The sequence below is a fragment of the Cellulomonas sp. P1_C4 genome (genome assembly GCF_056406355.1).
Genome location: NZ_JBFUAI010000022.1, coordinates 55,211 through 75,612 on the forward strand (window position 1 = coordinate 55,211; position 20,402 = coordinate 75,612).

The 20,402-nt window shown below is 72.8% G+C and carries 19 protein-coding genes; 16 read left to right on the forward strand and 3 right to left on the reverse strand.

Annotation, left to right across the window (positions count from 1 at the left end):
* Positions 1-64: 64 nt before the first annotated feature.
* Positions 65-1,402 carry an aminotransferase-like domain-containing protein gene (locus tag AC1DYZ_RS17085; RefSeq protein WP_477066330.1) on the reverse strand — a complete coding sequence of 446 codons (1,338 nt, stop codon included), beginning with the start codon at positions 1,400-1,402 and terminating at the stop codon, positions 65-67.
* Between the two features lie 235 nt (positions 1,403-1,637).
* Between AC1DYZ_RS17085 and AC1DYZ_RS17090 the strand changes: the two genes are divergently transcribed.
* From AC1DYZ_RS17090 to AC1DYZ_RS17140, 11 genes are all read left to right on the forward strand, one after another.
* On the forward strand, positions 1,638-2,486 hold the full coding sequence (locus tag AC1DYZ_RS17090; protein ID WP_477066331.1) for a nitrilase-related carbon-nitrogen hydrolase: 849 nt from the start codon (positions 1,638-1,640) through the stop codon (positions 2,484-2,486).
* A 16-nt stretch (positions 2,487-2,502) separates the two neighbouring features.
* Positions 2,503-3,921: a dihydropyrimidinase gene (gene hydA, locus AC1DYZ_RS17095; RefSeq protein ID WP_477066332.1), complete on the forward strand. Its 1,419-nt coding sequence runs from the start codon at positions 2,503-2,505 to the stop codon at positions 3,919-3,921.
* Positions 3,922-3,932: 11 nt separating this feature from the next.
* On the forward strand, positions 3,933-4,961 hold the full coding sequence (locus AC1DYZ_RS17100) for a TIGR03842 family LLM class F420-dependent oxidoreductase (protein ID WP_477066333.1): 1,029 nt from the start codon (positions 3,933-3,935) through the stop codon (positions 4,959-4,961).
* On the forward strand, positions 4,958-5,896 hold the full coding sequence (locus tag AC1DYZ_RS17105) for an ABC transporter permease (RefSeq protein ID WP_477066334.1): 939 nt from the start codon (positions 4,958-4,960) through the stop codon (positions 5,894-5,896). Before AC1DYZ_RS17100 ends, AC1DYZ_RS17105 begins: the two co-directional genes overlap by 4 nt.
* Positions 5,893-6,714, forward strand: a complete 822-nt coding sequence (locus AC1DYZ_RS17110) for an ABC transporter ATP-binding protein (RefSeq protein ID WP_477066335.1) — start codon at positions 5,893-5,895, stop codon at positions 6,712-6,714. Before AC1DYZ_RS17105 ends, AC1DYZ_RS17110 begins: the two co-directional genes overlap by 4 nt.
* A complete protein-coding gene (locus AC1DYZ_RS17115) occupies positions 6,711-7,472 on the forward strand; it encodes an ABC transporter permease (RefSeq protein ID WP_477066336.1) in 762 nt (253 codons plus the stop codon). Before AC1DYZ_RS17110 ends, AC1DYZ_RS17115 begins: the two co-directional genes overlap by 4 nt.
* Positions 7,473-7,540: 68 nt before the next feature.
* Entirely contained in the window at positions 7,541-8,695 is a 1,155-nt protein-coding gene (locus AC1DYZ_RS17120; protein WP_477066337.1) for an ABC transporter substrate-binding protein, read from the forward strand.
* 65 nt (positions 8,696-8,760) lie between these two features.
* A complete protein-coding gene (locus AC1DYZ_RS17125; protein WP_477066338.1) occupies positions 8,761-10,065 on the forward strand; it encodes an aminotransferase class III-fold pyridoxal phosphate-dependent enzyme in 1,305 nt (434 codons plus the stop codon).
* A 36-nt stretch (positions 10,066-10,101) separates the two neighbouring features.
* On the forward strand, positions 10,102-10,857 hold the full coding sequence (locus AC1DYZ_RS17130; protein ID WP_477066339.1) for an SDR family NAD(P)-dependent oxidoreductase: 756 nt from the start codon (positions 10,102-10,104) through the stop codon (positions 10,855-10,857).
* Positions 10,858-10,915: 58 nt separating this feature from the next.
* Positions 10,916-12,790, forward strand: coding sequence for an ABC transporter ATP-binding protein (locus AC1DYZ_RS17135; RefSeq protein ID WP_477066340.1), 1,875 nt, complete (start codon positions 10,916-10,918; stop codon positions 12,788-12,790).
* Positions 12,787-14,610, forward strand: a complete 1,824-nt coding sequence (locus AC1DYZ_RS17140; RefSeq protein WP_477066341.1) for an ABC transporter ATP-binding protein — start codon at positions 12,787-12,789, stop codon at positions 14,608-14,610. Before AC1DYZ_RS17135 ends, AC1DYZ_RS17140 begins: the two co-directional genes overlap by 4 nt.
* Positions 14,611-14,621: 11 nt before the next feature.
* Here the strand turns inward: AC1DYZ_RS17140 and AC1DYZ_RS17145 are convergent, their stop codons facing one another.
* A complete protein-coding gene (locus AC1DYZ_RS17145; RefSeq protein WP_477066342.1) occupies positions 14,622-15,377 on the reverse strand; it encodes a MerR family transcriptional regulator in 756 nt (251 codons plus the stop codon).
* 34 nt (positions 15,378-15,411) lie between these two features.
* Positions 15,412-16,089 (reverse strand): HAD hydrolase-like protein, encoded by a 678-nt coding sequence (locus AC1DYZ_RS17150; RefSeq protein ID WP_477066343.1) that lies wholly within the window; start codon positions 16,087-16,089, stop codon positions 15,412-15,414.
* 36 nt (positions 16,090-16,125) lie between these two features.
* On the opposite strand from AC1DYZ_RS17150, the gene AC1DYZ_RS17155 reads away from it, so the two are divergent.
* The 5 genes from AC1DYZ_RS17155 to AC1DYZ_RS17175 all read left to right on the forward strand — a co-directional run.
* Positions 16,126-16,638 carry a phosphoribosyltransferase gene (locus AC1DYZ_RS17155; protein WP_477066344.1) on the forward strand — a complete coding sequence of 171 codons (513 nt, stop codon included), beginning with the start codon at positions 16,126-16,128 and terminating at the stop codon, positions 16,636-16,638.
* Between the two features lie 4 nt (positions 16,639-16,642).
* A complete protein-coding gene (gene pnuC / locus AC1DYZ_RS17160) occupies positions 16,643-17,227 on the forward strand; it encodes a nicotinamide riboside transporter PnuC (RefSeq protein ID WP_477066345.1) in 585 nt (194 codons plus the stop codon).
* Entirely contained in the window at positions 17,224-18,264 is a 1,041-nt protein-coding gene (locus tag AC1DYZ_RS17165) for an AAA family ATPase (protein WP_477066346.1), read from the forward strand. Before pnuC ends, AC1DYZ_RS17165 begins: the two co-directional genes overlap by 4 nt.
* 22 nt (positions 18,265-18,286) lie before the next feature.
* Entirely contained in the window at positions 18,287-19,891 is a 1,605-nt protein-coding gene (locus AC1DYZ_RS17170; protein ID WP_477066347.1) for a MoxR family ATPase, read from the forward strand.
* Positions 19,888-20,402: hypothetical protein (locus AC1DYZ_RS17175; protein ID WP_477066348.1), on the forward strand; the 515-nt coding region annotated here is incomplete at its 3' end. The genes AC1DYZ_RS17170 and AC1DYZ_RS17175, both read left to right, overlap by 4 nt.

A 20,402-nucleotide genomic window follows, 5' to 3' on the forward strand; every position in this document is an offset into this window, starting at 1 on the left:
CCACATCCGGTCAGGTTCCGCGCACAGAGTAGGCCTCTGACCTGGGAGGTCTGCAACCGGGGCGTCAGGGGGCGGCCGCGAGCGCGAGGGCGCGGGCCACGTCGTCGACCTCGCTGCCCAGCAGGCCGACCGTGACCCGGACGTGGTCGCCGGGCGTGTCGGCTTGCACGGACGGACCCTCGGCGGAGAACGGGGTACCGGGGGCGACGCGGATGCCGGCGGCCTCGAGGCGGACCAGTGCGGTGCGCTCGTCGTGCACCGGCAGCCAGAGGTTGATGCCGTCGCCGGGCTCGAGGGCGATGTCGTGGGTGGCCAGGGCCTCGCGCAGGGCCCGGCGGCGGGCGAAGTAGACGCGGCGGGCGTGGGCGACGGCCTCCATGGCGGCGCCGTCGGTGAGGAGGTCGACCAGGACGTGCTGCAGCAGGCGGCTGGTCCAGCCCGGACCGAGCATCCTGCGGGCCACGATGCCGTCGAGCACCGCGGCGGGGCCCCCGACGGCGGCGATCCGCAGGTCCGGGCCGTGGGACTTGGAGTACGAGCGGACGTGGACCACGCGGTCCGGCAGCAGGGCGCCGAGGCTGACGTCGCGGGCGGACGCGATCTCGCCGGAGTGGTCGTCCTCGACGACGAGGGCGCCGTGCCGGCGCAGGACCACGGCGAGCTCGCGGGCCCGGGTCGACGTCATGCTCACCGCCGTCGGGTTGTGCGCGCGGGGCTGCAGGACGACGACGCCCGCGCCGCCCTCGAGCGCCCGGTCCAGCTCGTCGGGACGCATGCCCTGGCGGTCGAGCGTGACCGGCACGCGCTCGAGGCCCAGCTGGTCCAGCAGGTCGAAGAGCGGCGGGAAGCCGGGGTGCTCGACGGCCACCCGCGAGCCGTAGCTCGCGACGCGTTCGAGGACGCGGCTGATCGCGTCGAGGGCGCCGTCGACGACCGTGAGGCGCTGGGCGGCGAACGGCCACGACTCGCGCAGGAGCTCCTCGAGGGCCGGGACGACCGGCGCCGCGAGGTAGGCGCCGGTGTCGGCGGCGGGGCGCTGGAGCGCGACGCGGGCGAGCGCCGGACCGATCAGGGGGAGGAGCTCGGGGTCGGGGGTGCCCGTCGAGAGGTCGAGCCGGGCGGGGGCGCCGCCGGCGAGGTCGCGGTAACGCGGCGGCAACCAGCTCGCGGGCGGCGGCAGCACCACCGTGCCGGCACGGCCGCGGGAGATGACGATGCCGACCGCGGAGAGCGCCTGCCACGCCCCGCTCACGGTCGCCGGGCTGACCCCGAGCTCGGCTGCGAGGGTCCGGACCGTGGGCAGGCGGTCGCCGGGGCGCAGGTCACCGCCTCTGACCAGGCGCGCCACGGTCGCGGCGATGCCCCGCGGACTTCGGTCGTCGACGTACGCGGCGAGGTCCATGCGGGTCAGGATGCCCGTCCGCAGGGGGCTGACCAGGCCGCGGAGGCGTCGAGCCTGCTCGTGGGCCGAAGTGTTTACGTGGGCGTCATCGATGTTCGCGCCCAGGTAACGGGGAGTAACGCCGCAGAAATGTTCAACCCCGACAGTCACATTCCAGGCTACGGTGCCAAGAACGGGCACTCAGGCGCCACGTGGGGCTCCGAGGCCGGTCGAGACAGAGATGCGGAGGAGCCCTATGACCGTCGTACGCGTCGCGTTCACCCAGGCCACCTGGACGGGCGACAAGGAGTCGATGACCGCGCTCCACGAGGCCTGGACCCGGGAGGCCGCCTCGCAGGGCGCCCAGATCATCGCCTTCCAGGAGCTGTTCTACGGCCCGTACTTCGGGATCACGCAGGACACCGCGTACTACGACTACGCGGAGTCCGTGCCGGGCCCGACGACGGAGCGCTTCTCCGCGCTGGCCAAGGAGCTGGGCATCGTCATCGTGCTCCCGGTGTACGAGGAGGAGCAGCCCGGCGTCCTGTACAACACGGCCGCTGTCATCGACGCCGACGGCAGCTACCTCGGCAAGTACCGCAAGCACCACATCCCGAACCTGCCCAAGTTCTGGGAGAAGTTCTACTTCCGGCCCGGCAACCTCGGGTACCCGGTGTTCGAGACCGCCGTCGGCAAGATCGGCGTGAACATCTGCTACGACCGGCACTTCCCCGAGGGCTGGCGCGTGCTGGCGCTGAACGGCGCCGAGATCGTGTTCAACCCGAACGCCACGGCGCCCGGCATCTCCAACAAGCTCTGGGAGATCGAGCAGCCGGCCGCGGCCGTGGCCAACGGCTACTTCGTCGTCGCCAACAACCGCGTGGGGCTCGAGGACAACGAGTACGGCGACCAGGCGGTCAACTTCTACGGGTCGTCGTACGCGGTCGGCCCCGACGGCAACTACGTCGGCGAGGTGGGCTCGTCGAGCGAGAACCAGCTGCTGGTCCGCGATCTCGACCTCGACCAGGTGCGCATCGTGCGCGAGCGGTGGCAGTTCTTCCGCGACCGCCGACCCGAGGCCTACGGCCCGATCGTGGCGCCCTGAGCACGGGGAGCGTGAGATGAAGACCCTCATCACCGGCGGCACCCTCGTCAGCGCGACGGGGCGGACGGCCGCGGACGTGCTCATCGACGGCGAGACGGTTGCCGCGGTGCTCAGCCCGGGCTCGACCCTGCTGGGCTTCGACCTGGCGGCCAACGTCGACCAGGTCATCGACGCGACGGGCAAGTACGTCATTCCCGGCGGCATCGACGCGCACACCCACATGGAGCTGCCGTTCGGCGGCACCAACGCCTCGGACACGTTCGAGACGGGGACTCGGGCCGCCGCCTGGGGCGGCACGACCACGATCATCGACTTCGCCGTGCAGCGCACGGGGGAGCGCGTCATGGACGGGCTCGGCGCCTGGCACGAGAAGGCCGCCGGCAACTGCGCGATCGACTACGGCTTCCACCAGATCATCGGCGGCGTCGACGACGACTCGCTCAAGGCGATGGAGGGCCTGGTCGCCGAGGGGATCACGAGCTACAAGCTCTTCATGGCCTACCCGGGGGTCTTCTACTCCGACGACGCCCAGATCCTGCGCGCGATGCAGAAGGCGGCCGACCTCGGGCTGCTGACGATGATGCACGCGGAGAACGGGCCGGCCATCGACGTGCTGGCCGCGCAGCTGGTGGCGCAGGGCAAGACCGATCCCTACTACCACGGCATCGCGCGCGCCTGGCAGCTCGAGGAGGAGGCCACTCACCGGGCGATCATGCTGGCCGACGTCACGGGCGCCCCGCTCTACGTCGTGCACGTGAGCGCCAAGCAGGCCGTCGCGCAGCTGGCGTGGGCCCGGGACGCCGGCAAGAACGTGTTCGGCGAGACGTGCCCGCAGTACCTGTACCTCAGCCTCGAGGAGCAGCTGGGCGCGCCGGGCTTCGAGGGCGCCAAGTGGGTGTGCTCCACCCCGCTGCGCTCGCGGGCCGAGGGTCACCAGGAGCACATGTGGCAGGCGCTGCGCACCAACGACCTGCAGATGGTCAGCACGGACCACTGCCCCTTCTGCATGAAGGGCCAGAAGGACCTGGGCGTCGGCGACTTCCGGGCGATCCCGAACGGGATCGGCTCCATCGAGCACCGGATGGACCTCATGTACCAGGGGGTCGCCACCGGGCAGATCACGCTCGAGCGGTGGGTGGAGCTCACCTCGACGACACCCGCGCGCATGTTCGGCCTGTACGGCAAGAAGGGCGTCATCGCCCCGGGTGCCGACGCCGACGTCGTGGTCTACGACCCCGCCGGGCACACGTCGATCGGGGTGGGCAAGACGCACCACATGAACATGGACCACTCGGCGTGGGAGGGGTACGAGATCGACGGGCATGTCGACGTCGTCCTGTCCCGCGGGTCCGTCGTGGTGGACGAGTCCGGCTACCACGGGCGCGCCGGGCACGGGCAGTACGTGCCGCGCGGCCTGTCCCAGTACCTCCTGTAGATCGGACTGAGATGGACTTCGGCGTCGTCCTGCAGACGAACCCGCCCGCGTCGCGGACGGTCGAGCTGGCCCGCCTGGCGGAGACCCACGGGTTCAGCCACGTGTGGACCTTCGACTCGCACCTGCTGTGGCAGGAGCCGTTCGTCATCTACTCGGCTATCCTCGCGGCCACGCGCAAGGTCATGGTGGGGCCCATGGTGACCAACCCCGCCACCCGGGACTGGACGGTCATCGCGTCGCTGTTCGCCACTCTCAACGAGATGTACGGCAACCGGACGATCTGCGGGATCGGCCGCGGCGACTCGGCGGTCCGGACACTGCACGGCAGACCCTCCAACCTGGCGACCCTGCGCGAGGCCGTGCACGTGATCCGGGAACTGGCCAACGACCGGTCGGTCGAGGTGAACGGCGCGAAGGTGCACTTCCCGTGGTCGCGCGGGTCGGCGCTGGACATCTGGGTCGCCGCCTACGGGCCGCTCGCGCTCAAGCTGACCGGCGAGGTGGGCGACGGGTTCATCCTGCAGCTGGCCGACCCCGACATCGCCGCGTGGACCATCAAGGTCGTGCGCGACGCCGCCGAGCAGGCCGGGCGGGACCCGGACGCCGTGAAGTTCTGCGTCGCGGCGCCGATGTACATCGGGGAGGATTCGCCCGAAAGCAGAGCACACATGCGCGAGCAGTGCCGCTGGTTCGGCGGGATGGTCGGCAACCACGTGGCCGACATCGTCGCCCGGTACGGGGCCGACTCGTCGGTGCCCAAGGCGCTGACCGACTACATCGCGGGGCGGCAGGGCTACGACTACAACGAGCACGGCCGCGCCGGGAACACGCACGCCGCCTTCGTGCCCGACGAGATCGTCGAGCGGTTCTGCATCCTCGGCGACTCGAGCGAGCACGTCGAGCGGCTCGAGGCGCTGCGCGACCTGGGCGTGACGCAGTTCGCCGGCTACCTCCAGCACGACAACAAGGAGGAGACGATGCGCGTCTACGGCGAGCACGTCATCCCCGCGCTGGCGACCCCGGTCGTGGCCACCGCATGACCGATCTCGCGACGACGCTCGCGCCCGAGCGCACCGCACCGGTGCCCGTGCCCGGGCGTGCCCGTCGCGGGGGCGTCGGGCGGCGCGTCGTCGTCGGCCTGCTCGCCGTCCTCCTGCTGGCGGCGCTGTGGGAGCTGGTGAAGGTCGTCGTCCCCGACGCCGGTGGCTACGTGGGCGGCGCGAGCCTGCTGCCGCGCACGGACGACGTCGCCATGCCGCACGTGTGGTCCATCGGGCAGCGGGTGCTCCAGCCGGAGACGTCCGCTGCCGGGTCGCCGACGGTGCTCAGCGCGATGCTCGCGGCCTGCTGGTTCACGCTGCGCGTTGCGCTCGCGGGCTGGTTGCTGGGGTCGATCGGTGGGCTGCTGCTCGCGGCGCTCATGCAGCGCTCGCAGCTGGCCGAGTCCGCGCTCGTGCCCTGGGCCGTGCTGAGCCAGACCGTGCCCCTCATCGCGCTCGCGCCCCTGGTGGTCGGCTGGGGCGGGCGGATCCACCTCGGCGGGCTGGAGTGGCAGCGCTGGATGTCGGTGGCGCTCATCGCGAGCTACCTGGCGTTCTTCCCGGTGACCATCGGCGCCCTGCGGGGGTTCCAGTCGCCGCCCGCCGCGCAGGTCGAGCTCTACCGGTCCCTGGCGGCGAGCTGGAGCCGCACCATGCTCTCGCTGCGGCTGCCGGCGAGCGTGCCGTACCTGCTGCCCGCCCTGCGGCTCGGGGCGGCGACGGCCGTGGTCGGCGCGATCGTCGCCGAGGTGTCCACGGGCACCAAGGGCGGCATCGGGCGGCTGATCATCGGCTACGCGCAGTCCGCCAGCGGCGATCCCGCCAAGCCGTGGGCCGCGATCATCGCGGCCGCGCTGCTCGGGCTGGTCGCCGCCGGCCTGGTGTCCCTGCTCGGGCTCGGCCTGGGCCGCTACCGCTACGCGGAGGTCAGATGAACGACGCGAGCACGACGACCCCGGGGGCGACGGCCGTCGCGGCGACCGGCGTCGGCAAGGTCTTCTCGTCGCGGTCCGGCGACGTCACGGCGCTCGAGGGCATCGACCTGACCGTCGCGGCCGGGGAGTTCGTGTCCCTCATCGGCCCGTCGGGCTGCGGCAAGTCGACGCTGCTGCGGCTGATCGCGGACCTCGACGTCCCCACGTCCGGCGAGATCACGGTGTTCGGCAAGACCCCGCAGCAGGCGCGCGAGGCGCAGGACTACGGCATCGCCTTCCAGCAGGCGGGGCTGCTGCCGTGGCGGACGGTCACGGCGAACGTCGAGCTGCCGCTCGAGCTGCACGGCGTCGGCAAGGCGGAGCGCGCGGCGCGGGTGGTCGAGCTGCTGGAGCTGGTCGGTCTCGGGGACTTCGGCGGGCACTTCCCTCACCAGCTGTCTGGTGGCATGCAGCAGCGCGTCGCGATCGCCCGCGCGCTGGCCGAGCGGCCGAGCATGCTGCTGATGGACGAGCCGTTCGGGGCGCTCGACGAGATGACGCGCGAGCGCATGCAGACCGAGCTGGTCCGGATCTGTGCCGAGAGCGGCGCCGCGGTCGTGTTCGTCACCCACTCGATCCCCGAGGCGGTGTTCCTGTCGCAGCGGGTGGTCGTCATGTCGCCGCGGCCGGGACGGATCAGCGCCGTGGTCCCGGTGGACCTTGGTGCCGACCGCGGCGAGCAGCTCCGGGAGGACGCGTCGTTCTTCGCGGCGGTCACCGCCGTCCGCGAGGCGCTGCACGGCACCCCGGTCACCGCGCGCGGCAGGGACCTGCGATGACCGGCGCCACCGTCCGTCGCTGGGTCGCGCCGGTCGCGCTCGGCATCGTCGCCCTCCTCGTGTGGCAGGCGATCGTGGTCGGGACGGGGATCAAGCCCTACCTGCTGCCCAGCCCGACCGCGATCCTGGAGCAGCTGCTCCTGGTCGTCCCGCTCGTCTGGCAGGCCGCCGTGGCTACCGGTCTCAACGTGCTGGTCGGGCTGGTCGTCGGCGGGCTCGCGGCCATCGGCGCGGCGATCGTTGCGGCACGCAGCCGGATGGCGGACACCCTGCTGTCCCCGACCGCGGCCGCCCTGTCCGTGATGCCGATCGTCGCGCTCGCGCCCGCGCTGAACACGATGTTCGGGACGACCTCGACGACACCGCGCCGGATCGTGGTCTCGGTCGTCGTCTTCGCGCCGGTGTTCGTCAACACGCTGCGCGGGCTGCGGCAGGTCCAGCCGGTGCACCGCGACCTGCTCCGGGCGTACGCGGCCACCCCCCGGCAGATCACGCGCACGGTGACGATCCCCGGTGCGCTGCCGTACCTGTTCACCGGTCTGCGCATCGCGTCCTCGACGGCCGTGATCGCCGCGATCGTCGCCGAGTACTTCGGCGGCCTGCAGAACGGCCTGGGCTCCCGGATCACGTCGGCGGCGTCGAACAGCGCCTACGCACGGGCCTGGGCCTTCGTCCTCGGCGCCATCCTGCTGGGGCTCGTGTTCTACCTCGCGACGCTCGCGCTCGAGCGCGCGGTCGCGAGGCGTCAAGGGGGCTAGACACGTCCGCCTGCCACCGCCGCCAGGCCGGCCGATCCGCACAGCACAGCCCAACGAGAGGACTGACGATGAGACTCACCAGGCGTACTGCGTGGGGCGTGGTCGGCGTCGCCGCCGCGCTCGTCCTGACYGGATGCAGCTCCGACGACGGCGGGGATGCCGGGGAGGAACCCTCGGTGAGCTCCGAGGTGCTCATCCCGGTCAAGCTCCAGCTGCAGTGGTTCACCCAGGCCCAGTTCGCCGGCTACTACGCGGCGGTCGAGAAGGGCTACTACGTCGACGAGGGGCTCGACGTCCAGATCGTCGAGGGCGGCACGGACATCGTGCCGCAGTCGGTGCTCGCCGACGGCTCGGTCGACTACGCGATCGCGTGGGTGCCCAAGGCGCTGGCGTCGCGCGAGCAGGGCGCCGGCATCACCGACGTCGCCCAGATCTTCCAGAAGTCCGGCACCCTGCAGGTCGCGTTCAAGGACAAGGACATCACCACCGCCGCCGACCTCGAGGGCAAGAAGGTGGGCAACTGGGGCTACGGCAACGAGTTCGAGCTGTTCGCCGGCATCACGAAGGCGGGCCTCGACCCGGCCACGGACGTCACGCTGGTCCAGCAGCAGTTCGACATGAACGCGCTCCTGGCGGGCGACATCGATGCCGCGCAGGCCATGACCTACAACGAGTACGCGCAGCTGCTCGAGGCCGAGAACCCCGACACGGGCGAGCTGTACACGGCCGACGACTTCACCGCGGTCAACTGGAACGACGAGGGCACGGCGATGCTCCAGGACGCCATCTGGGCGAACTCCGAGAAGCTCGCGAACGACAAGGACTACCAGGACCAGACCGTGAAGTTCATCAAGGCGAGCCTGAAGGGCTGGATCTACGCGCGGGACTACCCGGAGATGGCCCGGGACATCGTCGTGGCCCAGGGCTCGCAGCTGGGCGCCAGCCACCAGCTGTGGCAGGCCAACGAGATCAACAAGCTGATCTGGCCGTCGCCGGACGGCATCGGCATGATCGACGAGGACGCCTGGAAGCAGACGGTCGACGTCGCGCTCAAGACGAAGAACGACCAGGGGGCGACTGTCATCACGGCCGAGCCCGACGCCGACGCGTACACGAACGAGTACGTGGAGAAGGCACTGGCCGCGCTGAAGGACGAGGGCATCGACGTGTCCGGCGAGGAGTTCGAGCCGATCGACGTCACACTCGAGGCCGGCGGCAAGTAACCCCTCGCGCGCGGGCGTCGGCCACGGCGCCCGCGCGTGAGCCCGCACCACCAAGGAGAGGCACCATGACCACCGACGACGACGCCACCGCGCTGCGGCTCGACCGGGACCACGTCTTCCACTCGTGGTCGGCGCAGGCCCACCTCAACCCGATGGTCATCGCGGGTGGGCTGGGCTCGACCGTCTGGGACCACGCCGGCCGTCGGTACCTCGACTTCTCCAGCCAGCTGGTGAACACCAACATCGGCCACCAGCACCCGAAGGTCGTCGCCGCGATCCAGGAGCAGGCGGCGACCCTGACGACGGTCGCGCCGGCGACGGCGAACCTCACGCGCGGCCGGGCCGCCCAGAAGGTGCTGAGCCACGCGCCCGACGGGTTCTCCAGCGTGTTCTTCACCAACGGCGGGGCCGACGCCAACGAGAACGCCATCCGGCTGGCGCGCCTGCACACGGGCCGCGACAAGGTGGTCTCGGCGTACCGCTCGTACCACGGCAACACGGGCGCGGCCGTGGTCGCGACGGGGGACTGGCGGCGCGTGCCCAACGAGTTCGCCCGCGCGCACGTGCACCACTTCGGGCCGTACCTCTACCGCTCGGAGTTCTGGGCGACCACACCCGAGCAGGAGAGCGAGCGCGCGCTGCACCACCTCGAGCGCGTGATCCAGGCCGAGGGGCCGGGGTCGGTCGCGGCGATCCTGCTGGAGACGATCCCCGGCACGGCCGGCGTGCTCGTGCCGCCGCCGGGCTACCTCGCGGGCGTCCGCGCGATCGCCGACCGGTACGACATCCTGCTGATCCTCGACGAGGTCATGGCCGGCTTCGGCCGGACGGGGCAGTGGTTCGCGTTCGACGGGTTCGACGTCGTCCCGGACCTCATCACCTTCGCGAAGGGCGTCAACTCCGGGTACGTCCCGGCGGGCGGCGTGATCCTCAGCGACGCGATCGAGGCGACGTTCGAGGACCGCGTGTTCCCCGGCGGCCTCACGTACTCGGGCCACCCGCTGGCCATGAGCTCGATCGTCGCGACCCTGGACGCGATGGCCGACGAGGGCATCATCGACCATGCCGCCGCCATCGGTCGCGACGTGCTCGGCCCCGGCCTGGCGGAGCTCGCCGAGAAGAACCCGCTGGTGGGGGAGGTGCGGGGGCTCGGCGTCTTCTGGGCCGTCGAGCTGGTCAAGGATCAGGCCACCCGCGAGCCGGTCGACGCCGCGCTCATGGGCCGGGTCAAGGCCGGCGCGCTCGCCCGCGGGCTGCTCCCGTTCCTCGCCGACAACCGCGTGCACGTCGTCCCGCCGTGCGTGGTCACGGCCGACGAGGCCGCCACGGGTCTCGGCCTGCTGACCGAGGTCCTGGCCGAGGTCGCCTAGCCTTCTGCGTAGTCCCCACCACCCCTGGAGTTCCGCATGAGCACAAGCACGCCCCGACGCGCCCTGGTCACGGGCGCCTCCTCCGGGATCGGCGCGGCGACCGTCCGTCGCCTGCGCGCGGAGGGGTACGAGGTCGTCGCGACCGCCCGGCGCGCGGACCGACTGGAGGCGCTGGCGCAGGAGACGGGCGCGGACGTGTTCGTCGCCGACGTGACCGACGACGACGACGTGGCGCGGCTCGCGTCGTACGTCGCTGAGGGCGGACCGCTCGACGCGCTGGTCAACAACGCGGGCGGCGCCTTCGGGCTCGACCCCGTCGAGTCGTCGGACCTCGAGCACTGGCGCCAGATGTACGAGCTCAACGTGATCGGGACGCTGCGGGTCACGCAGGCGCTGCTCCCGCACCTGCGCGAGGGCGGCGGCGACATCGTCGTCGTGACGTCGACCGCGGCGCACGGCACGTACGAGGGCGGCGCCGGTTACGTGGGCGCCAAGCACGCCGAGCGCATGCTCGCGACGACGCTGCGCTGGGAGATCCTCGGCGAGCCGATCCGGATCATCGAGATCGCCCCCGGCGCCGTGGCCACCGAGGAGTTCTCGATGGTGCGGTTCGACGGGGACAGCGAGCGGGCGGCCGCCGTCTACGCGGGCTACGAGCCGCTGGTGGCGGACGACATCGCCGACGCCATCGCGTGGTCGCTGAGCCGCCCGGCACACGTGAACATCGACCTGCTGGTGGTCCGCCCGCGCGCGCAGGCGAGCAACAACAAGATCGCGCGCACCGGCGCCTGACCGTCCCGGGGGTCGGATCGGTCGGGCAACTGTCGGACGTCGTACGTAGGGTGCAGGTGTGCCTTCTGCGCCACCCGCCGTTCCCCCCGCCGCCACCCCGCCGACTGCCGGCGCGAAACCCGAGTCCACCACCCGGGTCCTCCTGCGCCTGCGCCACTGGGCCCGGCCGGCGCTCCCGCGGATCGCGCTCGGCGGCCTGACCGCCCTCGGCGCGAGCCTGCTCGCCCTCGCGGTGCCGCAGGTCCTGCGCGTCATCGTCAACGGCCCGCTGCTCAGCGAGGGCTCGGAGCGCGGGGTCGTGCTCGGAGCGCTCGTCGTGCTGTCGCTCGGGGTGCTCGAGGCGTTCCTCGTCTGGTGCCGCCGCGCCCTGATCCTCACGCCGGGCACCACGGTCGAGCGCGACATGCGCACGGACCTGTTCCGCCACCTGCTGGACCTGCCGGTGGAGTTCCACGACCGCTGGTCGGGCGGGCAGCTGCTGTCCCGCGTGATGTCGGACCTCAGCACCATCCGGCGGTGGACGGTGTTCGGCCTCGTGATGTTGCTGGTCAGCTCGACCACGGTCGTCGTCGGCATCGGGCTGATGATGTGGACCAGCTGGGTGCTCGGGCTGGTCTACCTGGTGGGCGCGGTGCCCATGATCTGGCTCGGGTTCCGCTTCCGCGAGAACTACAAGGTGGTCGCGCGCCAGGCCCGGGACCAGGCGGGCGACCTCGCCACGACCGTCGAGGAGTCGGTGCATGGCATCCGCGTGCTCAAGGCGTTCGGGCGCGGCGAGGACGCCCTCGAGGACTTCGCGCGGCAGGCCGCCGCTCTGCGCGCGGTCGAGGTGCAGAAGGCGAGCACGCAGTCCCGGGTGTCGTTCGCGCTGAGCGCGATCCCGGAGGCGATCCTCGCCGTCTCGCTCGGCCTCGGCGTCGTGCTCACCTCCCGCGGGGAGCTGAGCGTCGGCGCGCTGGTCGCGTTCTTCGCCACGGCGGCCGTGGTGAACAGCCCTGTGGAGCGGCTCGGCATGCTGCTCGCGATGACGCTCGATGCCAAGGCGGCGACCGACCGGTACCTGCAGGTCATGGACACGGGCTCGGCCGTGCGCGACCCCGCGACGCCGGCGCAGCTGCCGCCCGCCGACCCGGCCGGCTCGCGCATCGAGCTGCGGGACCTGCACTTCGGGCATCCCAGAGGCCTCGACGCCGAGGGGCACGTGCGCGGCGGCTCGGACATCCTGGCGGGCATCGACCTGGTGCTCGAGCCGGGGGAGACCATGGCGCTCGTCGGGCTGACCGGCAGCGGCAAGACGACCCTGCTGCAGCTGGTCCCGCGGCTCTACGACGTGACCGCCGGTAGCGTGCGGATCGACGGCGTCGACGTCCGGGACCTCACGCGGGCAGACCTGCGCGCGGCCGTGTCGATCGCGTTCGAGGACCCGATCCTGTTCTCCGCGTCGGTGCGGGAGAACGTGCTGCTCGGCACGGACCTCACCGGGCCCGAGGCCGACGACTTGGTCGCCGAGGCGCTCGACGTCGCACGCGCGGGCTTCGCCTACGGGCTGCCGGACGGGCTCGACACCGTGATCGGCGAGGAGGGGCTCAGCCTCTCGGGCGGTCAGCGGCAACGCGTCGCGCTCGCCCGCGCCATCGCGGTCCGACCCCGGGTGCTGCTGCTCGACGACCCGCTCTCCGCGCTCGATGTCACGACGGAGGCCGCGGTCACGGCGCGGCTGCGCGGGATGCTCACCGGCACCACGACCCTCGTCGTCGCCCACCGACCCTCCACGGTCGCCCTGGCCGACCGGGTCGCAGTGCTCGAGGACGGGCGGATCACGGGCGTCGGCCGCCACTCGGACCTGCTGACCAGCCACCCGCACTACCGGTACGTGCTCACGGCACTCTCGGCGCTGGACGACGCCGACCACCTGACGGCGGTGCACCGATGAGCGCGCCCGCCAGCGTCCTCACCACCGAGGGGTTCGAGGACGAGACCACCAAGGCCGAGTCGCGACGGATCCGGCGCCGCTCGCTCGCGCTGCTCGGCCTCCTCCTGCGGCCCGTCGCCGGCCCAGCATGGTGGACCGCCGCCCTGGTAGTGGGCTCGCAGCTCGCCGCGGTCGCCGGTCCGGCGCTCGTCGCGTACGGCATCGACAAGGCCCTGCCGGCCCTCACGGCCGGCGACGCCGTGCCGATCACGCTGGCGACCCTCGCCTACCTCACGGCCGCGCTGCTCGGCGGGGTGCTCACCGCGGCGACCGTGCGCGCGTCGGCGCGCGTGAGCCAGACGATGCTGCTCGACCTGCGTCGCCGGGTCTTCCGGCACACGCAGCTGCTCAGCCTGGAGTTCCACGAGAAGTACACGTCGGGCCGGATCATCTCGAGGCAGACCTCCGACGTCGACGCGCTGCGCGAGCTGCTCGACGGCGGCGTCACCACGCTGGCCTCGAGCGTGCTCGCGATGGTGTTCACCGCGGTGTCGCTGGTGCTGCTCGACTGGCGCAGCGGCCTGGTGCTGCTCATCGCGGTGGTCCCGGGCGTGGTGCTCACCCGCTGGTTCCAGGTCCGCTCGCAGCTGCAGTACCGCAAGCAGCGCACGGCGGCGGCGCGGCTCATCGTGCGGTTCGTCGAGACCATGACGGGCATCCGCGCGGTGCAGGCGTTCCGCCGCGAGCCGCAGGTCGAGGGCGTGTACGGCGGGCTGGCGGAGGACTACCGGGGCTCCACCGCGGAGTCGATCCGGCTCAACGGCGTCTTCGACACCGGACTGACGCTCATCGGGAACGTCACGGTGGCCGCGGTGCTGCTGGTCGGCGGTCTGCGCGCACTGGACGGCGGGATCGAGGTCGGCGTGCTGGTCGCGGCGGTGCTGTACGCGCGCCGGTTCTTCAGCCCGCTCCAGCAGATCGGCATGTTCTACAACTCGTTCCAGTCGGCGACGGCGGCCCTCGAGAAGGTCGCCTCCCTGCTGGCCGAGGAGCCGACCGTCCCCGACCCGACGCACCCGACCAGGCTGGCGGACGCCCGGGGCGACGTGCGGTTCGACGACGTGGAGTTCGGCTACGGCACCGGCCCGACCGTCCTGCCGCACGTCGACCTGCACATCCCCGCCGGCCAGTCGCTCGCGCTCGTCGGGGAGACCGGTGCCGGCAAGTCGACCATCGCCAAGCTGCTCGCCCGGTTCTACGACGTCCGCGAGGGCGCGGTCCGCCTCGACGGCCTCGACCTGCGGTCCATCGAGCCCGTGGACCTGCGGCGGGCGGTCGTCATGGTGACCCAGGAGGCGTACCTCTTCTCGGGGTCCGTCGGCGCCAACATCGCGCTCGGCAAGCCGGGTGCGACACCGGAACAGATCGAGGCGGCCGCGCGCGCGGTCGGCGTGCACGACCTCATCGCGTCGATGCCGGACGGCTACGACACCGAGGTGGACAAGCGCGGCGTGCGCCTCTCGGCCGGACAGCGCCAGCTCGTGTCGTTCGCGCGGGCGTTCCTGGCGGACCCGGCGCTGCTGATCCTCGACGAGGCGACCAGCTCGCTCGACGTGCCCGGTGAGGCCCTGGTGCAGCTGGGCCTGCAGACCCTGCTGGCCGACCGCACGAGCGTCGTCATCGCGCACCGGCTGTCCACGGTCATGGGCTCGGACCGGGTGCTCGTCATCGAGGGCGGCCGGATCGTCGAGGACGGCACCCCGGACGGGCTGGTCGCGGCGGGCGGGCGGTTCGCGGAGCTCCACGCCGACTGGCAACGGTCGATCCGCAGCACCACGTAGCGCCCGGCCCCCTAGAGGTGCCGCGCCGCGTACTCGTGCAGCGCGTTCCGGACGAACGTCGCCCCCTCCTCGCCCCCGTAGTTGGCCGCGAACCGCGGGTCGGCCACGTACATCTCGGCGAGGCCGACCACGTACTCCTTGACAGGCGTCGACCCGTGCCCGGGCGTGCCGGGGATGCTGCCGAGCCAGGCGACGTGCCGCCGGGCAAGCTCCTGCGCCTCGTCGGACGTCGGGTCGGCTCCCGCGGACGCGGCGGCGCCCCACTCGGTGGCCAGCTGCGCGGTCGTGGCCTTCCACGCGGCGCGCTCGTCGTCGGTCATGCCCCGCCACCATCCGTCGGACGTGGCGTAGGCGTCGGCGCCCCAGCGCCGCTCGACCTCTTCCTTGTGCTGCGTGTGGTCGAAGCCGTCGAACATGTCCTCGGCCATGAGTGGCCCTCCGTTCTCTCGTGCGGTGATGGTCCGTTCGACCGACGCGGCCTGCCGCTCCAGCCGGCGCTGCTCGCTGCGCAGCCAGTCGAGGTGGTGGCGCAGGGCGGCGGTCTCGTCCTGCTCGCGGTCGAGCACCCGCCGGATGTCCGGCAGGGCGAGCCCGAGCCGGCGCAGCAGCAGGACCCGCTGCAGCCGGACCAGCGCCCGGTCGTCGTACCACCGGTACCCGTTCTCGCCCACGCGGGTGGGCGACAGCAGCCCGATCGCGTCGTAGTGCCGCAGGGCGCGGCTGGTGGTGCCCGTCAGCCGGGCGACCTCCTGGATCGATGCCTCCATGCCGTCCACGGTAAGAGTTGACGCAGCGTCAAGGTCAAGCCCGGCGAGAGATCCCGTCGCCGACGCGGGCCAGGACCGTGCGCCGGAGCTCGACGACGGTCTCGACGACGGCGACCGCGCCMGCGGCGGCGAGCTCACCCGGCGCCGCGTACCCCCAGGAGACACCCACGCAGTCGATGCCGTGCGCACGGGCACCGTGCACATCGTGCTCGCGGTCCCCGACCATCAGCGTGGTCGCCGGCGACGGTGCGTGGGGTTCGGCGGCCAGCGCCCGGGCGATCACGTCCGCCTTCGTGCCGGACTCGTCGAGAGGTGCGCCGAAGATGCCGTCGACCAGCGGGGTGAGCCCGTGGTCCGCGCAGATCGGCACGGCGAACACCTCCGGCTTGGAGGTCGCGACGACCAGCCGGCAGCCGGCCGCACGCAGGTCGGTGAGCAGCTCGGGGATGCCGTCGAACACCGTCGCGTCGTGCATGCCGGTCGCGCCGAAGTCCTCGCGGTACGCCCGGACGACCTCGTCGACGCGGTCGTCGGGGACGCCGTGCGCGCGGAGGCTGTCGCCGATCGGCGGCCCGACGAACGACCGGAGCTCCGTGTCGGTCGGGACAGGCAGCCCGCATCGCCGGTAGGCGACGGCGATGGACGCCACGATGCCGGGGATGGAGTCGATGAGCGTGCCGTCGAGGTCGAGGAGGACGAGGGGGGAGGTCACGTCCCGATCATGCCCGGAGCAACCTACGCTGGCCGCATGGCGACGACCGAGACCGCACCCGGCCAACAGCAGCCCGAGCGGGAAGTGCTCGACTGGGAGCTCTTCGGCACGGCGGCCCGGGAGCTCGCGCAGGCGGTGGTCGACGACGGGTTCGTCCCCGACATCGTCATCGCGGTCGCCCGCGGTGGACTGCCGCCGGGCGGCGCGATCGCGTACGCGCTGGGCACCAAGGCCGTGGGCACGCTGAACGTCGAGTTCTACACGGGCATCGACGAGCGCCTGCCCGACCCCGTGGTCCTGCCGCCGCTGCTGGACACCGACGCGATGCACGGGCTGCGCGCGCTCGTCGTCGACGACGTCGCCGACACGGGCGAGACGCTCGCGCTCGTGCAGAAGATCATGGCGCAGCACTGCGAGGAGGCCCGCACGGCGGTCCTCTACTCCAAGCCACGGTCCATCGTCGAGCCCGACTACGTCTGGCGGCGCACGGACAAGTGGATCGTGTTCCCGTGGTCGGCGCTCCCGCCCGTCGTCGCGTCGGCCACCTGACAGCGTGGGCTGGGTCGAGATCCTCGGGTTCGTGACCGGCGCCGCGTGCGTCTGGCTCGCCGCCCGGGAGAACGTCTGGAACTTCCCCGTCGGGATCGTCAACACCGGGCTGTTCCTGGTGCTCTTCACCTCGGCCGGCCTGTACGCCAACGCCGGCCTGCAGGTGGTCTACCTGGTCCTCAACGGGCTCGGCTGGTACTGGTGGCTGCGCGGGGGTCGGGACCACGGGGTCCTCGAGGTGCGGCGCACGCCTCCGGTCGCCTGGGTGGTCGGGGCCGGGGCGGTGGTCGTGGTGACCGCCGGGCTCACGGTGCTGCTGGCCGACGCGTCCGCCGCGCCGTTCTGGGACTCGCTCACCACGGCGCTGAGCCTGGTCGCGCAGCTGATGATGGGCCGCAAGTGGCTCGGCAGCTGGGCGGTGTGGATCGTCACCGACGTCCTGCTGGTCGGGCTGTATGCGAGCCAGGGGCTGTACCTGACCGCCGTGCTCTACGCGCTCTTCATCGGCCTGTGCGTGCAGGGCGTGGTCCGATGGCGGCGCGCGCTGACCGCGCAGGCGGCGCTCGTGCACGTCGCGGCGGCGGCATGAGCCACGGCCTGGTCATCGGCAAGTTCTACCCGCCGCACGCCGGCCACCTCGCGCTCGCGCGGGCCGCCATGGCGCGGTGCGACCGCGTGACCGTGCAGGTGCTCGGGTCGTCCCAGGAGAGCCTCGCGCCCGAGCTGCGCGCCGCCTGGCTGCGGGCCGAGCTGCCCGGTGCGCACGTCGTCGCCGGTCTGGATGACGCGCCCGTCGACTACGGCAGCCCGGACGCATGGGACGCGCACGTGCGGGTCATCAGCGACCTGCTCGACGCGCCCGTCGACGCGGTGTTCACCTCCGACCGCTACGGCGCCGAGCTGGCGCGGCGGCTGGGTGCGGCGTGGGTGCAGGTCGACCCGGACCGCCGCGCGACCCCGGTCTCGGGGAGCGCGGTGCGCGCCGACCCCGCGCGGTACTGGTGGGCGCTGCCGGCCGCGGTCCGGTCCTGGTTCGTGCGCCGCGTCGTCGTGCTCGGTGCCGAGTCGACCGGCACGACCACGCTGGCCGACGACCTGACCGCGCACTTCGGGCTGCCGACGGTCGCCGAGTTCGGCCGCGAGTGGTCGCAGGTCCGGCCGGGCGGCCTCGCGGCACCCTGGCACACGGCCGAGTTCGACCTGGTGGCGCGCGAGCAGGCGCGCCGCGAGGACGACGCCGCCGCGGCGACGCCGGTCCCGCTGCTCGTCTGCGACACCGACGTGCTGGCGACCACCGTCTGGCACGAGCGATACGTCGGCCACGCGTCGCCGACGGTGACGGCGCTCGCGGCCGAGCGGATTCCCGACCTCTACCTGCTCACCGGCGACGAGATCCCGTTCGTGCAGGACGGGATGCGCGACGGCGAGCACCTGCGGCACGCGATGCAGGACCGGTTCCGCGCGGTGCTGGCCGCGCAGCCCGCGCCGTGGGTGGAGGTGCGGGGCGCCCCCGCGGAGCGCCTGGCCCGGGCGGTCGCTCTGGTCGAGCCGCTGCTCGCGACGCCGCGCACACTCGCGGAGCCGCTCGAGCAGCGCAACGGCGACGTCGTGACCCTGCTGGCGTGAGCGTTCTGCGAGACTCCCGTCCGTGACCGAGACACGCCACGACCCGTCCCTGAGCCAGGTGTCCGCGGCACCCACGCGCGCCGGCGCGCGCACCGCGCCGGCGGACCGGCTCGACCTGGACGTCGACCAGCTCTTCGCGGACGCGGACGGGTCCGTCGCCGCCGCGGGTCCGGCGCCGCTGGACGAGAAACTGCGGCAGGCCTACTTCTGGATGGTCAATCACGCGATCATTAGCCCGCACTACGACGTCGAGTTCCAGGACCCGAGCCGGGCGCGCACGCACTTCCGGCTCGGTGACTCGAAGGCCGAGGTCGACCTGCCGACGGACCAGTCGTACTCGTCGTTCGTCCTGCTGCCGCTGCTCACGTTCGCGGTCCGCGGCCGCTGCCTGCTCGTCGGCGGTCCCGGGCGGGGGAAGACGGCCAGCGCGATCCTCATGGGCGTGCTCGCCGGCTACCCGGTGCGCGAGGTGCGGCGCGCGATGCAGCACGGCCACCCGCAGCTCACGGTGCAGGACATGTTCGGCACGCCGCTGCCGCGCGACCTCGTCGCCGCGGAGAGCCTGGCGGACATCGAGGTGGCCTGGCGGTCCTGGCTCGGCCTGCGGGTCAAGATCGTCGACGAGTACAACCGCATCCCCACCCGCACGCAGTCGGCTCTGCTCACGGTCCTCGCCGACGGGTACGTCGAGGTGTTCGACCAGGTCTACGAGACCGGCGCGGCGGCCTGGTACCTCACCGCGAACGACGACGCGGGCGGCGGCACGTTCCAGGTGGTCGACGCCCTGCGTGACCGCATCGACGTCGTCGTGAAGGCTCTGTCGTTCAACTCGCGGTTCGTGGGCGACCTGGTCGAGCGGGCCGAGCGCGGCCTGCGCCCCGAGGAGAACGTGCCGCCGGCCATCGTGTTCGACGCGGACGAGCACGAGCGCCTGCACCGCGAGGTCACCGCGGTGCCCATCCCGGTCGACGTGCGCCGCCGGCTCGAGTACTTCGCGTCGCAGCTCGAGCTGCTCGAGCGCGCGGCCCGGCAGCTGGAGTACCGCACCAAGGACACCGCGCGGCTCGCGGGCCAGGACCCGCACCTGCTGGCCGCCCTGGACACCGGCCGCGACCAGCGCGCCGACATCGGCTCCCAGACGCTCAACGGGCTGTCCGTCCGCGCCCTGCAGTCGCTGGTCGCCTACGCCAAGGCCATGGCCTACTTCCGCGGCAACGCGGAGGTCACTCTCGACGACCTGCGCGCGGTGCTGCCGTTCGTGCTGCACGACAAGCTGCAGCCCGACCTGCAGTCGACCGCGTTCGACGACCCCGAGCGCGAGTCCCTGCGCACCGACCGGGTGTCGTGGATCCGCGACCTGTTCGACACCGCGTGCCGGCAGTACGACGCCGAGGGGCTCGACGCCGACGACCCGGTCGGCGTCATCCTCGCCGAGCTCGCCGCGGGTCTCGACGGGCTGGGGGAGGCCGAGGTCCGCCGCCGCCTGGCGCGGATCGAGGGCGTGCTCGCGGGCTGGCAGGACGCCACCAAGCTGCACGGCAGCCTGTTCGAAGACGCGCTCGCCCTCAAGTACGCGCACCAGCGGTACTCCGCGTATCTCACGTGGCTGCGGTGGAGCGGGGCGTGAGCGTCGGCGTCGAGCGCGGCTCCGGCTTCGGGCGCTGGCTGCTCGCGGATCGAGCGGCCGTCGACGCGATGCTGCAGGGCGCGCTCGCGCGCGGCGCCGACCGGGACGTCGTGCGGTCGGCGGTCGTGGAGCTCGGCGGGGCGTGGGCCGCGGGCGGCGAGCTCGACCCGGTCCTCGGCCGGGCGCTGGTCGCACGCGTGACGGACCTCGCCRCGCGGGGCCGTTGGGGGGCGGGCGACCCGGAACGTGCCGCGGTGGTGGAGGTGCTGCCGCGGCTCGCCGGCCTGGTGGGCACCCAGCCCGCGGCGACGGTCGACGCCGTGTGCGGTGCCGCGCGCACCGTGGCGCGGGCCGGCGACCTCGCGCGGTTCGGCACGCTGCTCGCGGCCGTCCCGGGCGCCGAGCACCCGGGCGAGGTCCGTTCGGCCGTCCTCGTCGCCTCGTGGCGGGCGGGCGCCGCCCGCTACCGGACGGCCGCGCTGCGCGAGGCGGCAGCCCTGCCGACCGCGGT

Bases quoted from the DNA above. Each gene is read 5' to 3' on its own strand.
- AC1DYZ_RS17105 (WP_477066334.1), top strand. From the start codon at position 4,958: ATGACCGATCTCGCGACGACGCTCGCGCCCGAGCGCACCGCACCGGTG.
- AC1DYZ_RS17145 (WP_477066342.1), bottom strand. From the start codon at position 15,377: ATGGAGGCATCGATCCAGGAGGTCGCCCGGCTGACGGGCACCACCAGC.
- AC1DYZ_RS17155 (WP_477066344.1), top strand. From the start codon at position 16,126: ATGGCGACGACCGAGACCGCACCCGGCCAACAGCAGCCCGAGCGGGAA.
- AC1DYZ_RS17130 (WP_477066339.1), top strand. From the start codon at position 10,102: ATGAGCACAAGCACGCCCCGACGCGCCCTGGTCACGGGCGCCTCCTCC.
- AC1DYZ_RS17165 (WP_477066346.1), top strand. From the start codon at position 17,224: ATGAGCCACGGCCTGGTCATCGGCAAGTTCTACCCGCCGCACGCCGGC.
- AC1DYZ_RS17085 (WP_477066330.1), bottom strand. From the start codon at position 1,402: ATGGACCTCGCCGCGTACGTCGACGACCGAAGTCCGCGGGGCATCGCC.
- AC1DYZ_RS17115 (WP_477066336.1), top strand. From the start codon at position 6,711: ATGACCGGCGCCACCGTCCGTCGCTGGGTCGCGCCGGTCGCGCTCGGC.
- AC1DYZ_RS17100 (WP_477066333.1), top strand. From the start codon at position 3,933: ATGGACTTCGGCGTCGTCCTGCAGACGAACCCGCCCGCGTCGCGGACG.
- hydA (WP_477066332.1), top strand. From the start codon at position 2,503: ATGAAGACCCTCATCACCGGCGGCACCCTCGTCAGCGCGACGGGGCGG.
- AC1DYZ_RS17140 (WP_477066341.1), top strand. From the start codon at position 12,787: ATGAGCGCGCCCGCCAGCGTCCTCACCACCGAGGGGTTCGAGGACGAG.
- AC1DYZ_RS17090 (WP_477066331.1), top strand. From the start codon at position 1,638: ATGACCGTCGTACGCGTCGCGTTCACCCAGGCCACCTGGACGGGCGAC.
- AC1DYZ_RS17125 (WP_477066338.1), top strand. From the start codon at position 8,761: ATGACCACCGACGACGACGCCACCGCGCTGCGGCTCGACCGGGACCAC.
- AC1DYZ_RS17110 (WP_477066335.1), top strand. From the start codon at position 5,893: ATGAACGACGCGAGCACGACGACCCCGGGGGCGACGGCCGTCGCGGCG.